Here is a 13,453-nt window from a genome sequence, read left to right as displayed (position 1 = left end):
AGACGGATGGGCTGAAGGCATGCACATCGTCAAGGCTCCTGGCTGCGGATACAGCGACAACCGCCGTCGGTCGCTAAGAGCTCCATCAGCCCCGGACACGGTGGGAAGGATGTCCGGGGCCGTAGCGGAGAGTCGGCGTGTCAGCCATTGCGGGCGGCCTCTGGGCCGGTGATGCGTTTGAGCAGGGGGAGAGTCGAGGCGATGATGCCCAGCGAGGCGACGAGGCCGGCAGCGACGAGCGCGTAGTACGCCACGCCCGGCGACACCAGGTCGTAGCGCATCTGCGATTTCAGGAACAGGGCCGAGGCGGCGAAGGCCGCACCGATCGAGATCGCGGCCACTGCCAGCAGCGGCAGTGTGCTCTCCAGGCCGATCACCCGTTGCAGCAACCGCAGCGGCGCGCCGGTGAGCCTCAGCAGCGCGAACGGGCGTCGGCGATCCGACAGGCCCGCAACCACGCTCACCGCCAGGCTGCAACCCGCGATCGGCAGGGTGGTCAGCAGCACCACGTCGGCCAGTTGCCGCCAACCGGCCAGCTCTTGCTGCAAGTCGGTGCCCCAGTCGCCCACCGTGCGGACCTGTTGATGCGGGTAGGCGGTGGTGAGCACAGTCCGTACGCGTTCCATGGCGGCTGTCGACCCGTCGGTGGCCACGTAGACCAGTTGTACGGGCAGCTTGGCGACGGCTGCGGTGCTGATCTCGGCGGCGGGCCACGGCAGACTCGGATGCGATTGCAGGCTGCCGAACGCGTAGGAGTCGACGGCCGCGACGCCCGCGCCGGCCGGGCAGCGGCCCACCATGGGAGTCTGCGCCAGGTCGGAGCAGGTCACCAGGGCCGGCGCCTGCGGGGGCGGATCGCCCGGGTGGACTCTCCGATGCACCACCTTGCCGATGCCGTCGGGGTTGGAGTGGACGACCGCCGCGCCCCGCACGCCCGGGATCGCCCGCACCTCGGTCAGCAGCCGTGCCGGGATGGCCCCGGCCAGCGGCGCCTGGCCGTCGCTGCCGGCCTCCACCACCGTCCGGGTCTGCCGGTCGCCGCCCAGCGTGCCGCGGTAGTCGTTGATGGTGCCGATGATGCTGACGGTCGCGGTGGTCACGAACAGGGCCAGGACGAGGCCGCTGACCGCGCGGAAGCCGGCCTTCGGGTCGTCGGCGAGCCGACGCACCGCGATCAGGGTGGCCGGGCGTCGGGTGCGCCGGGCGACCGCCCTGGCAACGATCATGGTCAGGTACGGCCCGGCGATCACCAGGCCCAGCATCACCACCACAAAGCCGGGGAGGTAGGCCGCCGTCTGGCCGTTCCCGGTCGCCGGGCGGCGGCCGACGAAGACGAAGTACGCCAACTCGGCCAGGCCCGCCAGCAACGGGATCAGCCGCCAGGCGCGCGGCGGGCGCGGGGTCACCCGGCGACTCACGCCGAGCGGGGAGACGGTGACCCGCCGCAGTGCGAGGCGCGCCGCGATCGCCGCTGCCACGGGCACGCCGACGACGACGCCGAGGGCCTGCGGGGCGCTGAGCGTCAGATCCGCGAGGAAGAACCGCTGCTGCCCGGTGAGCGGGACGGTGGCGACCAGCGGGCGCAGCGCGGCGTAGAGCCCGAAGCCGACCACCGTTCCAACGGCCGCCGCCAGCGCGGACTCCACCGCCGAGATCACCGACACCTGCCGGGGAGTGGCACCGACCAGCCGCATCGCCGCGTAGCGCTGTTCGCGCGTGGCGGCGGACAGGCGGGTCGCGGTGGCGATGAAGATCAGCACCGGGAAGATCAGGGCCCCGGCGACCACGGAGGAGATGAGCGTCAGCGCGTCGCCGCGCACCGCCTTGTCCCAGCACGCGTTGTCGCACGTGGGGGGCCGGGTGCTGGCGATGGTGGTGACCGCCCTCGCGCCTGGTGCGCCCTTGATCTGGGCGGGAGTACGGCCGATGACAGCGATCAGCGAGTCGGGGGAGGCCAGAGCGGCGTCGCCGATCGTGCCGGTGAGCCGCCCGGGGAAGCGGTCGCCCAGCTGGTCGGCCGGGGTGTCGCGGATCAGCTTCGCCAGCGCGGGTGAGGCGTAGTACTCGCCCGGCGCCGGCAGGCGCGTCAGGCCGGGCGGGACGGGCGAGGCCGGGCCGGTCGCGGCGACGTCGACCTCGGTGAGGGACTTGCCGTCGTAGTAGTCGCCGTGCGGCCACCACCACAGCGGGTGCGTCGATGCCTGCTCGGTACGGCTCGCGGCGCCGGTGTCGAGCCACACCTGCCGCTGGTTCGTCCGCTCGACGGCGTTCATGCTGGCGAAGGTCGACAGCAGCAGTCCGACGCCGACGGCGACCGCGGCGGCGATCATGGCCAGCCGGGCGAGGGCCTCCCGGCCGCCGCTGACCGCGAGGCGGAGCGCGAAGGCGATCACGAGGCGATCCGTCCGGTCGTGAGCAGGCTGGCTTTGCCGTCCCGGACGATGGCCTCCCGGTCGGCGTGCGCGGCCACCCGGGGCTCATGGGTCACCAGGACGATGGAGGTGCCCTCCTCGTGCGCCGCATCCACCATCAGGTCCATCACCTGCTCGCCGGTCAGCGAGTCCAGCGCCCCGGTCGGCTCGTCGGCGAACAGCACCTTGGGCCGGGCCACCAGACCGCGGGCCAGCGCCACCCGTTGCGCCTGCCCTCCCGACAACTCCCCGGAGCGGCGCCGCTCCAGGCCGTCCAGGCCCAGCCGGGCGAACCAGGGCCGGGCCTCGGCGAGCGCGGCCGCCCGGCGCACGCCGGCGAACAGCAGCGGCAGGGCGACGTTCTCCTCGGCGGTCAACTCGGGGACGAGCTGGCCGAACTGGAAGACGAAACCGAAGGTGTCGCGGCGCAGGGCGCTGCGCTCTGCCTCGTTCAGGGTGTCGATGCGGCGTCCGTCGAAGTGCACCTCGCCCGAGTCGGGGGTGAGGATGCCGGCCAGGCAGTGCAGCAGGGTGGACTTGCCCGAGCCGCTCGGACCCATGACGGCGAACACTTCGCCGGCCTCGATGCTCAGGCTGGCGCCGCGCAGGGCGGGTGTCTCGCCGAAGGAGAGGGTGAGGTCGCGGGCCTCTATGAGGGCGGTCATGTGCGCACCGCCGCTGCCAGCGTGTCCATCCGGGCCGTGGTCAGCTCGATCCATCGCAGGTCGGCCTCCAGGTGGAACAGGCCGTGGTCGGCGAGCAGGGCGTCGATGATCGGGCCGTTGCGGCGCAGCTTCGTCAGCTCGTGCATCCGCTGCAAGTGGGCGGCCCGCTGGGTGTCGAGGTACTGCTGTGCGTCGCGGCCGAGCATCAGGGCCAGTACGACCTTGGTGAACAGCACGGTCTGCAAATTGGGTTCGGGGGCTACCGGCTCGGTGAGCCAGGTCTCGAACTCCGTCGCTCCCGCCTCGGTGATCACATAGCGCTTGCGCTCGGGGCCGACGCCGGGCTCCGCCTCGCCGGCGATGACCTTCCCGTCCCGCGCCAGCCGGCCAAGGGTTGTGTAGACCTGCCCGTACGGCAGCGGCTTGCCGCGGTTGAAGAAGGCGTCGTAGTCGCGCTTGAGGTCGTAGCCATGGCTCGGCTCTCGCTCCAGCAGCCCCAACAGGGTGAGAGGAACACTCATGCGAGGACCGTACACCGGAGATATACACCGAGTATATATCTGCTGAGAGTGCGTTCTGGTCCGGGGATCTCGGACCCGGTTGCCGGCCTGTCACCGGTGAGCGTCGTGTCGCCCGGAGTCGGCTGTCAGGGACGCTGGTTCAGAGCTTTGGCCGGCTCCGGGTTGGCGGCTCGCGCGACGGCGGTGCCGGCTTCGTGATCTGGAAGGCCGCCCGTTTCAGGCCGTAGCCGACAGCACGCGGTCTCGCCGGGCCAGCCGGTGACTCGGCTGGAATGGGCGGCGCACGGTGCCGGGCCAGGGGCCGTCGGCCGACCGCGCGAGCCTGCTCATGGTCTGGCCGCTCAGGTCGGTTGTTCCGGGCTGCCGGTGACGCCGGCCACGGCGAGGCGTTCGGCATGCTCGGCTTGATGGCCTTCTCCGCGTGGGCGCGGTCCTCGGCGTTGTGGATCTCCTGCATCGCCTTCCCCGCCCCGGGCTGCGTTCAACCCGAGGCCGATCCACAGGTCTTGGACATTGCTCGTTCACAGCCGGCGTCGGGCCGCTTCGACGCTGTCGCCGCCGCTGGTGTTGAACGCGACCGCGGCCTTCGGCGCATGTCGTCGGACCAGGTTCACGACCTGGTGGAAGAGAGGGAGGAGAGGTTCCGGCTTGCGAATCCCGCCACCGATGACGACGACGTCCCACTCGCGTTCGGACAGTGCCGCGATCACCGTGGGCTCTGCCGACTCGTCCAGAGCGATCAGCGTCATGGACGCATCGATGGCATGGGCACTCAAACGTGCCAGCTCTTGGTCGAGGGCCGCGCGGACGGCGCCCCCGTCCACACCAGGCACCGAGTTCGGATCGACTCCAAGAATGCGGCCCTGGCACCGCGAGGACCGCCGCCACGGGGTCCTCGCCCGCCGCAGCGTCGCCCGACCCGAGGAGATCTCCTACTCCATCGCCTACTGCCCCGCCGAAACCACGCTTGTCAGGAGAGGTCTGAGCAGCGGACACAGGGCGAAGCCGATGATCGGCAGGACAGCTTCAGGTGCCGGTCCACCGGGTGGACCGAGTGATGTGAGCCGCGCGCCTCGCCCGCGCGTGTGCTGACGGCCGGCCAGGAAGCGACACTCTCCCGCACGCGGCCTGGAGAGGGACGTGCGCAGGCCGACAACGGTACCTAGGGTGGGGAGTGCAGGTCTGTGGCACAGTCTGGAACGAGTGACGAAGCACGAAGACGCGCGCCGAAGGGCCCGAGTCCGCCGCAGGGCCGGCCGTGACGAGCGGTGACCGGCGCATGGTGCGCGCGCCGTCGAGTGTCGGGGATGGACCAGGGTGGTTCTGAACCATGAGCGATGTACATCGGCTTGAGCGCAGCTCGGCGAACCTGGACGGCGGCACCGTGCTCGCGGCGTGGCAACGGTTCGTGCAGGGCGAGGATCAGGTCCCGGATGTCCGGCCCCTGGTGGCGATCTCCTGGCATCGCTGCCGAGAGCAATACCGGGTCGATCCTCACCTCACAGAGGCTCCGGTGGCCGTCGCGGAGCTCGACCACACGCCGGAGCGCGATGTCGTCTTCGCCGAGCTGGGGTTTCGTGCTGCCTCCCTGGCACACGAAGTGGGCAACCTCGGTGGCGTCGTCACTGTCGCCGACGCCACCGGCCGGATCCTGGCCGAGTGGGGTGACCAAGCCACGCTCGCCAGAGCCGGCGACCCCAATCTGGCGCCCTGGTTCTGCTGGTCCGAGTGCGCGGTCGGCACGAACGGCATGGGCACGGCGCTGGAGGCGCACGGCCCGGTGACGATCAGGGGTGCGGAGCACTGGTGCCAGGTGCTCCACGACTGGGTCGGCGCGGGCATCGCGGTGCGCGACGTGGTGACCAGAGAACCGATCGCGGTCCTGAACGTGTGCCGCTGGCGCAGCCGGCTTCCCGCGTCGACGGAGAGCTGGCTGGCGAACGCGGCCGCCATGACCCAGGGCCCCCTCAAGAGGCGCGCCCGGGACAGCGGTGCCGAGTTGGTCGCGGCCTACACCCAGGCCAGGGCGCAGTCCAGTGCGGCTCTCGCCGCGGTCGACACCGCGGGCAAGGTGGTGATCGCCGACGACATGGCAAGCGTGCTCCTGGGCGTGCCGGCATGCACCCCGGCGGTCGACCCCACGCTGCGATGGAACCCCGGGCTGCCCGAACTGATCACTGCCGCCCGGTATGCCACTGGGCAGGCGGTCCACAATCCTGACTGGGTCGGCTCGACGCAGATCTTCGCCCACCTCGCCGACGAACCGACATCGATCAGCATCCGACCCGTCTTCTCATCCGGACGCCTGATCGGGAACCTGGTCTTCTTCGGAGCCACCGACGGGGCGCAGTTGCCCCAGGCGGAGCGGGTCGTGCACCTTCGGGCGCAGCCGCGCCGACTGGTCGCGGTGCGGGACAACCGGATGGTGCTGCTGCGGCTGCCGGAAGTCTCCGTCGCCGAATCGCAGGGGAACGACGTCTGGCTCTCCACCGACCGGGGGCGATTGCGAGCCACCTCACTGAGTCTGGACAAACTCGAAGGTGACCTGGCGGATGTCGGCTTCCTGCGGGTTCACCGCCGGTATGTGGTCAACCTCAGCCGCATCAGGGAGGTGGAGCGCGGGCTCAAGGGCGAGCTGTCCCTGGTCATGGACGACCGGACGAACGCCATGGTGCCGGTTTCCCGGCGGCACGCGCCGGCCGTGCGTCGTGCGCTGGGCATCTGAGTGCCCCGGACCTCTGTTCCCGGAAGGAAGAGTCCCGTGTCTGACAGTGCGGACGCCGTTGACGGCGGGATGAACGTCGGGGGCGCGGGCGGCCTCGGCCTCCCCGCCCCTGCCGGGCACCGCAGTCACGCGATGGGGGGCCCGGGCAACCGCGACTGGTGGCCGGACCGGCTCAACCTGGCGATTCTCCGGAAACACCCCGCCATGGCCGACCCCATGGGCGAGGACTTCGACTATGCCGCGGAGTTCCGGACGCTCGACCTCGACGCCCTGGCGCGGGACGTCGACGAGGTGCTCACGACGTCGCAGGAGTGGTGGCCGGCCGACTTCGGCCACTACGGGCCGCTCGTGATCCGGATGGTGTGGCACAGCGCGGGTACGTATCGCGTCCACGACGGCCGTGGTGGCGCCGGAGCCGGCATGCAGCGTTTCGCGCCGCTGAACAGCTGGCCGGACAATCGCAATCTCGACAAGGCGCGCCGGCTGCTCTGGCCCGTGAAGAAGAAGTACGGCCGCACGATCTCCTGGGCCGACCTGATGATCTTCGCGGGCAACCGCGCCCTGGAGACGATGGGTCTCACGACCTTCGGCTTCGCCGGTGGCCGGGCGGACGTCTGGGCGCCCGACGAGGACGTCTACTGGGGTCCCGAGCACGCCTGGCTCGGCGACGAACGTCACGGCGGTGTCCGGGAGCTGGAGAGCCCGCTGGCCGCCGACCAGATGGGCCTCATCTACGTCAACCCGGAGGGCCCGAACACCGTCCCGGACCCGGTCACCGCGGCCCGGGACATTCGCGAGACGTTCCGGCGCATGGGGATGAACGACGAGGAGACCGTCGCGCTGATCGCGGGCGGTCACACGTTCGGCAAAACCCACGGCGCGGCCGACCCGGTCGCCTGCCTCGGCCCCGAACCCGAGGGCGCCCCCCTTGAGGAGCAGGGATTGGGGTGGAAGAGCAGCTACGGCACCGGAAAGGGCAGGGACGCCGTCTCCAGCGGGCTTGAGGGTACGTGGACACCCACCCCGACGAGATGGGACAACAGCTTCTTCGAGACCCTGTTCGGCTATGAGTGGGACCTGGAGCTGAGCCCCGCTGGCCTGTGGCAGTGGATACCGAGAGACGGCGGCGGGGCCGGCACCGTGCCGGACGCCCACGATCCGTCGGCGACACACGCCCCGACGATCCTGACGACGGACCTCGCGCTTCGGTCGGACCCCGTCTACGAGCCGATCTCGCGCCGCTTCCTGGAGAACCCGGACCAGCTCGCGGATGCGTTCGCCCGGGTCTGGTTCAAGCTGACGCACCTCGACATGGGCCCGATCCAGCGCTACCTCGGACCGCTGGTTCCCCGGGAGACGCTGCTCTGGCAGGACCCGGTCCCGGCCGTGGACCACGTGCTCGTCGGGGCCGCGGACATCGCCGCGCTCAAGAGCCGGATCCTCGCCTCCGGGCTGTCCGTCTCCCAGCTCGTCTCGACCGCGTGGGCGTCGGCCTCCACGTTCCGCGTCGGTGACAAGCGGGGTGGGGCGAACGGCGCGCGCATCCGCCTTGAGCCGCAGCGGGGCTGGGAGGTCAACGACCCCGAAACGCTGGCACGAGTGCTGCGCACACTGGAGGAGATCCAGGAGTCCTTCAACGGTTCCCAGACCGGGAACAAGAAGATCTCGCTGGCCGACCTCATCGTGCTCGGCGGAGCCGCCGCCGTCGAGCAGGCCGCCAGGACCGCCGGCCACGACGTCCAGGTCCCCTTCACTCCGGGACGCACGGACGCGACGGGGGAGTGGACCGATGTGGAGTCCTTCGCCGCGCTTGAGCCGACCGCGGACGGGTTCCGCAACTACCGTGGCAAGGGCAGCCGGCTGCCGTCGGAGCACCTGCTGGTCGACCGCGCGAACCTGCTGGACCTGAGCGTGCCCGAGATGACCGTCCTCGTGGGTGGCCTGAGGGTGCTGGGCGCCAACCACCAGCAGTCGCCGCTGGGTGTCCTCACCTCGGAGCCCGGGTCGCTGACCAACGACTTCTTCGTGAACCTGCTCGACCCGGGCACGGAATGGAAGCCGGCATCCGCGCATGCGGAAACCTTCGAGGGGCGCGACCGCGCCACCGGCGAGGTCAGGTGGACCGGTAGCCGCGTCGACCTCGTCTTCGGCTCGAACTCCGAGCTGCGTGCCGTCGCGGAGGTCTACGCGAGCGACGACGCACGGGAGAAGTTCGTGCAGGACTTCGTCGCCGCATGGACCAAGGTCATGAACCTCGACCGGTACGACCTCGCTTGATCGACGCGTCGCAGTGCGGCCCGGCTGCTCTCAACGGTGGCACATCGGTGACGAACGGCGGACGGTCGCGGACGAACGGCATGAGTCGGCCCGCACCAGGACGCGCCTTGTCGGTGTGATCCGTCCGGCGTAGCGTGTTTCTTGACTACAGATTTCACATCCTTTCCGCTGTTATCCATTCGGCGTGGTGCGCTCCTTGAGTACCGATTGCAGCCGGGCACCACGCGACGCAAAGAGGGAAATACAGGGAATCGGATGAGGGGAGAGAAACCCCGATGACGACGACCGCGCACGAGCGAGCCGACCTGCTGGACAAGCTCGGGTTGGCCACACAGAACAAAGCAGCGCTGGGGCAAGTGCTGGGAACCGGAAGCATCGGGCAGGCCACCGAGGAACCGGACGGCCGTATGAAGGCCACCATTCGCATACACCCGGATGAGCTGTCCTGGGATCCTTCTATTCTGGTCATGCCCCACGGAGGTGATATCGAGCTGGAGCTCGTCAATGACGACAAGAACACGCACTGCGCACTGCTGCCGAGCAATGGCGACAGGAAGTTCATCTGGCTGGTGAACCATTCGCACGGGCACGCGCACCTCAACCTCGACGGTCCGGGCTACTACTGGTTCGGCTCGCCCACGGGCAATGACGAGGGCCGGGGGCTGACCGGGTCCATAGTGGTCCTGGGAGACGCTCCGCCGGAGGCTCGCCTCGACCGTCCCGAACAGCCGCGGCCGTAGGCAGAAGCAGGAGGTGGAGGAAATGACCGTCGACTACGCCGACTACGTCGACGCGGGTGAGGCTGTCGATCAGGGAAGCCTGAGCGGCAAGGTCGCGGGCGGGGACGTCGCGCCGCCGGTAGTGGCCGGTGTCGACTACGAGCGCATACTCAACGCCCGCCAGGAACCCCAGAACTGGCTCACCTACTACGGCGCCTACGACGGGCAACGGTACAGCCCGCTGGACCAGATCAACACGGAGAACGTCAAGCGGATGGTCCCCGCCTGGGTCTTCCAGGCCGGTACGACCGGACTGATCGCGGGCGCGTCGACCTACTCGTTCGAGGCCGCCCCGATCGTCGTCGACGGGGTCATGTTCCTCTCCGGCTGGGACGGCTGGGTCTGGGCGCTCGACGCCAAGACGGGTGTGGAGATCTGGCGGTACAAGCACGCGGTCCCGTTCGACGTCTCCTTGTGCTGCGGGAACGTGAACCGTGGGGTCGCCGTGGCTCAGGGGAAGGTCTTCTTCGTCACGGCGAATGCTCGTGTGCTCGCGCTCGACGCCACCACCGGCAAGCGGGTCTGGGACAAGACCTACGGGGACGTCCGGGCCGGGGAGAGCGCCACGCTCGCCCCGCTGGTCGTGAAGAACATGGTCATCGTCGGAAGTTCCGGTGGCGAGTTCGGCGTACGCGGCCACCTCGACGCGTTCGCTCTCGAAACCGGTGAGCACCAGTGGCGCTGCTACACGGTGCCCAAGCCCGGGGAGCCCGGCTCGGAGACCTGGCCCGCCGACGGCGAGGCCTGGGCACGGGGCGGGGCGAACTGCTGGATCACCGGCACCTTCGACCCGGAGACGAACCTGCTGTACGTGGGCACCGGCAACCCGGCGCCCGACTTCGACGGAGAGGTCCGCGAGGGCGACAACCTCTTCACCGACAGCATCATCGCCGTGGACGTGGACAGCGGTCAGATCCGCTGGCACTACCAGTGCACCCCGCACGACGTGTGGGACTACGACAGCATCGGCGAGTGCATTCTGTTCGAGCAGGACGGGCGCAAACTGCTCGGGCACTTCGACAAGAACGGCTACTTCTTCGTCCTCGACCGCACGAACGGCGAGAGGGTCCGGATCACTCCCTTCGTCGACCGCATCACATGGGGGGCGATCACGAGGGACGGTCAGGTGACGGCCAAGGTGTACCCGGACAAGGAGGGAGAACCGGTCCACTTCTACCCGGGTCCGGCCGGTGCCAAGGAATGGACCCATGCGGCCTACAGTCCGAAGACCGAGCTCTTCTACGTCCCGGTCCAGGACACCGGTGCCACGGCCACCCGGCGGCGCCGGGAGTTCAAGGAGAGCATTCCCTACTGGGGCGCGGGCGTTCAGGTGGACATCGAGGACATGGCGGGGTCCATCAGCGCGTTCGACGCCGATGGCGAGGAGAAGTGGCGCTGGCGCAACGAGCTCCCGATGTGTGCCTCGACGCTGGTCACCGGCGGTGACCTGGTGTTCGCCGGCGAGGCCTCCGGGGAGTTCAACGCGCTCGACGCCCGCACCGGGGAACTGCTGTGGCAGTTCCAGTGCGGAAGCGGCCACCACAGCAGCCCGACCACCTACATGGTCGACGGCAGGCAGTACGTGGCCGTGCCCGTCGGCTGGGGCGGATGGGCCGAGGGATTCCTCCCCGGCATGCTCGGCGCGGGGCACGGAAGCGCCCTGATCGTGTTCGCCCTTCCGGAGCCGTCGTAGCGCGTGCCCGGAGCCTGCCGTGATCCCGGCGGAGAGGAGGTGAATCCATGGAGTCTCAGCTCGCTGTGTGGGAGACGCCCGAGTTCGACGAGATCACCGTCGCGGCCGAGGTGACCATGTACCTCGCTCGGTTGGAGGACTAGCGGATGCGGGGCGGCGCCGGACCCGGTCCGGCGCCGCCCGACGGCTCGTTCGCCGGGGGGATTCTGGAAGTGGCCATGCACGGCCTTGAGGTCCAGGTGTGGAAGCGTGACGACGACAACCATCACAACCGGCGCCGACGACTTCGTCGAGACGTTGCGCGCCCACTCGCGGCGATACCACGACCAGCACCCGTTCCACGTCCGGATGAACGCCGGCCGACTGAGCCGCCGGCAGATCCGGGGCTGGGTGGCCAACCGCTTCTACTACCAGGAGAACATCCCCCGCAAGGACGCCGCGATCCTGTCCAACTGCCCCGACCTGGAGGTTCGTCGCCGCTGGATCCGACGGATCGTCGAGCACGACGGCACTGCCGCGGGCGAGGGCGGCATCGAGGCGTGGCTGCGCCTCGCCGAGGCCGCCGGGCTGACCCGTGAGGAGGTCCGGGATCACCGGCACCTGGTACCGGGGGTGCGGTTCGCCGTCGACGCCTACGTGAACTTCGCCCGGACCCGCCCGTGGGTGGAGGCGGTGGCGTCCTCGCTCACCGAGCTGTTCGCGCCCGACCTGATGGCGGCGCGGCTCGCCGCGTTCGAGCGGTGGTACCCGTGGATCGCCCCCGAGGGCCTCGCTTACTTCCGGGCCCGCCTGGAGCAGGCCCCCCGCGATTGTGAGCACGCCCTGGAGGTGGTCACCGCGCACTGCCTCTCCGCCGAGTCCCAGGCGCGCGCCGTCGACGCGCTGTCGTTCAAGTGCGATGTCCTGTGGAGCCTCATGGACGCCATCGACCAGGCCTACGTGGAGTGACCACCATGGACCCGACCCGTACCGGCACGACCCGGAGCACCAGCACGACCCGGCCCGGCGCCGGGGTGTCCGGCTATGACCGGCCCCGGTTGGCGGCCCACGTCCGGCTCACCTTCTGCCGGACCAGGCAGCGTAAGGTTCTGCTGCACCCCGAGGCGGTGGTGGTTCTGAACGGCAGCGGCGCGGCCATACTCGAACTGTGCGACGGGCGGCACACCGTGGCCGAGATCGTGGGCGAACTGGGCGCGCGCTACGAGACCGTCCCCGACGACGACGTCAGGCAGTTCCTGGCCCGGCTCGTCGCCCGGCGCTGGGTGGAGCTCACCGATGGATAGCCCCCTCGGGCTGCTCGCCGAGCTGACCTACCGCTGCCCGCTGGCCTGCCCCTACTGCTCCAACCCGCTGAACCTGGCCGACTACCAGGACGAGCTGACCACCGACGAGTGGCTGCGGGTGCTGACCGAGGCCGAGGACCTGGGAGTTCTACAGTGCCACCTGTCCGGCGGGGAACCGCTGCTGCGGCGCGACCTGGTGCAGCTCGTCGCGCACGCCCATGCCCTGGGCCTCTACACCAACCTCATCACCAGCGCCCTCGGGTTCTCGCGTCCGAGGGCCGAGCAGCTACGGACCGCCGGTCTGGATCACGTACAGATCAGCATCCAGGCGGACGAACCGACCGTGTCGGACCGGATCGCCGGGATCCCGTCCTTCCGGCGCAAGATCGAGGCGATGGGTGTGGTCAAGGAGCTGGGCTGGCCGCTCACTGTGAACGTGGTGCTGCACCGGCACAACATCGACCGCGTCGCCGACGTGCTCGCCCTGGCCGAGGAGGTGGGCGCGGACCGGGTGGAGCTGGCCAACACCCAGTACTACGGCTGGGCCTGGCGAAACCGTGCCGCGCTGCTGCCGAGCCGGGCCCAGCTCGAAGCGGCCGAGGCCGTCGTACGGGCCGCCGCCGAGCGGTTGCGGGACCGTATGGACATCATCTACGTCATCCCCGACTACTACAGCCGTTACCCGAAGCCCTGCATGGGCGGCTGGGCCTCCCGGCAGCTGACCGTGACGCCGAACGGCGACGTCCTGCCCTGCCCGGCCGCCCAGTCCCTGCCGTTGCCGCGGGCCAGTGTGCGGGAGGACCCGCTGGAGCGGATCTGGTCCGAGGCCCCCGTGATGACCGCGTTCCGCGGGACCGACTGGATGCCGGAACCCTGCCGGAGCTGCCCCCGGCGGGAGGTGGACTTCGGCGGGTGCCGCTGCCAGGCGTTCCTGCTCACCGGCGACGCCGCCCGCACCGACCCGGTCTGTTACCTGTCGCCCGACCACGACCTGGTCGTCCGGGCGGTCGAGGCCGCCAACGCCGACTCGCGGGACGACGACCTTCCGCTGGTTCCCCGCCCGCACCGACCGGGTCTGCCACCTGTCGCCCGGTAACGG

At 70.1% G+C, this 13,453-nt stretch carries 12 protein-coding genes; 8 read left to right on the top strand and 4 right to left on the bottom strand.

The window, feature by feature from the left end; all coding sequences use genetic code 11:
- Positions 1-140: 140 nt before the first annotated feature.
- The 4 genes from IE294_RS22675 to IE294_RS22660 all read right to left on the bottom strand — a co-directional run bounded on the left by IE294_RS22675 (position 141) and on the right by IE294_RS22660 (position 4,454).
- Positions 141-2,393 carry an FtsX-like permease family protein gene (locus IE294_RS22675; RefSeq protein ID WP_189888929.1) on the bottom strand — a complete coding sequence of 751 codons (2,253 nt, stop codon included), beginning with the start codon at positions 2,391-2,393 and terminating at the stop codon, positions 141-143.
- Entirely contained in the window at positions 2,390-3,076 is a 687-nt protein-coding gene (locus tag IE294_RS22670; RefSeq protein WP_189888927.1) for an ABC transporter ATP-binding protein, read from the bottom strand. Before IE294_RS22670 ends, IE294_RS22675 begins: the two co-directional genes overlap by 4 nt.
- Positions 3,073-3,597 (bottom strand): PadR family transcriptional regulator, encoded by a 525-nt coding sequence (locus IE294_RS22665; protein WP_153546902.1) that lies wholly within the window; start codon positions 3,595-3,597, stop codon positions 3,073-3,075. Before IE294_RS22665 ends, IE294_RS22670 begins: the two co-directional genes overlap by 4 nt.
- 521 nt (positions 3,598-4,118) lie before the next feature.
- A complete protein-coding gene (locus IE294_RS22660; RefSeq protein WP_189889198.1) occupies positions 4,119-4,454 on the bottom strand; it encodes a hypothetical protein in 336 nt (111 codons plus the stop codon).
- 527 nt (positions 4,455-4,981) lie between these two features.
- Between IE294_RS22660 and IE294_RS22655 the strand changes: the two genes are divergently transcribed.
- The 8 genes from IE294_RS22655 (at position 4,982) to pqqE (ending at position 13,450) form a co-directional block, all read left to right on the top strand.
- On the top strand, positions 4,982-6,322 hold the full coding sequence (locus tag IE294_RS22655; protein ID WP_229917298.1) for a DNA-binding protein: 1,341 nt from the start codon (positions 4,982-4,984) through the stop codon (positions 6,320-6,322).
- Between the two features lie 69 nt (positions 6,323-6,391).
- Positions 6,392-8,599 (top strand): catalase/peroxidase HPI, encoded by a 2,208-nt coding sequence (gene katG, locus IE294_RS22650; protein ID WP_189889196.1) that lies wholly within the window; start codon positions 6,392-6,394, stop codon positions 8,597-8,599.
- 275 nt (positions 8,600-8,874) lie between these two features.
- Entirely contained in the window at positions 8,875-9,339 is a 465-nt protein-coding gene (locus IE294_RS22645; RefSeq protein ID WP_030651877.1) for an MSMEG_3727 family PQQ-associated protein, read from the top strand.
- A 22-nt stretch (positions 9,340-9,361) separates the two neighbouring features.
- Positions 9,362-11,071, top strand: a complete 1,710-nt coding sequence (locus IE294_RS22640; RefSeq protein WP_189888924.1) for a PQQ-dependent dehydrogenase, methanol/ethanol family — start codon at positions 9,362-9,364, stop codon at positions 11,069-11,071.
- Between the two features lie 47 nt (positions 11,072-11,118).
- Complete coding sequence (pqqA, locus tag IE294_RS22635; protein WP_030651866.1) at positions 11,119-11,214, top strand: pyrroloquinoline quinone precursor peptide PqqA; 96 nt, start codon at positions 11,119-11,121, stop codon at positions 11,212-11,214.
- Positions 11,215-11,320: 106 nt separating this feature from the next.
- Positions 11,321-12,019, top strand: coding sequence for a pyrroloquinoline-quinone synthase PqqC (pqqC, locus tag IE294_RS22630; RefSeq protein WP_189888922.1), 699 nt, complete (start codon positions 11,321-11,323; stop codon positions 12,017-12,019).
- Positions 12,020-12,024: 5 nt separating this feature from the next.
- On the top strand, positions 12,025-12,354 hold the full coding sequence (pqqD, locus tag IE294_RS22625; protein ID WP_189888920.1) for a pyrroloquinoline quinone biosynthesis peptide chaperone PqqD: 330 nt from the start codon (positions 12,025-12,027) through the stop codon (positions 12,352-12,354).
- A complete protein-coding gene (gene pqqE, locus IE294_RS22620) occupies positions 12,347-13,450 on the top strand; it encodes a pyrroloquinoline quinone biosynthesis protein PqqE (RefSeq protein ID WP_189888918.1) in 1,104 nt (367 codons plus the stop codon). The genes pqqD and pqqE overlap by 8 nt, the downstream gene beginning before the upstream one ends.
- Positions 13,451-13,453: the final 3 nt, after the last annotated feature.

The organism is Streptomyces canarius (genome assembly GCF_014650735.1).
Taxonomy (GTDB): domain Bacteria; phylum Actinomycetota; class Actinomycetes; order Streptomycetales; family Streptomycetaceae; genus Streptomyces; species Streptomyces olivaceoviridis.
This window is presented reverse-complemented; position numbering and strand designations above follow the sequence as displayed.

Coding starts and splice junctions, on each gene's coding strand:
- katG (WP_189889196.1), top strand. CDS start 6,392: ATGAACGTCGGGGGCGCGGGCGGCCTCGGCCTCCCCGCCCCTGCCGGG.
- pqqA (WP_030651866.1), top strand. CDS start 11,119: ATGGAGTCTCAGCTCGCTGTGTGGGAGACGCCCGAGTTCGACGAGATC.
- pqqD (WP_189888920.1), top strand. CDS start 12,025: ATGGACCCGACCCGTACCGGCACGACCCGGAGCACCAGCACGACCCGG.
- IE294_RS22670 (WP_189888927.1), bottom strand. CDS start 3,076: ATGACCGCCCTCATAGAGGCCCGCGACCTCACCCTCTCCTTCGGCGAG.
- pqqE (WP_189888918.1), top strand. CDS start 12,347: ATGGATAGCCCCCTCGGGCTGCTCGCCGAGCTGACCTACCGCTGCCCG.
- IE294_RS22665 (WP_153546902.1), bottom strand. CDS start 3,597: ATGAGTGTTCCTCTCACCCTGTTGGGGCTGCTGGAGCGAGAGCCGAGC.
- IE294_RS22645 (WP_030651877.1), top strand. CDS start 8,875: ATGACGACGACCGCGCACGAGCGAGCCGACCTGCTGGACAAGCTCGGG.
- IE294_RS22640 (WP_189888924.1), top strand. CDS start 9,362: ATGACCGTCGACTACGCCGACTACGTCGACGCGGGTGAGGCTGTCGAT.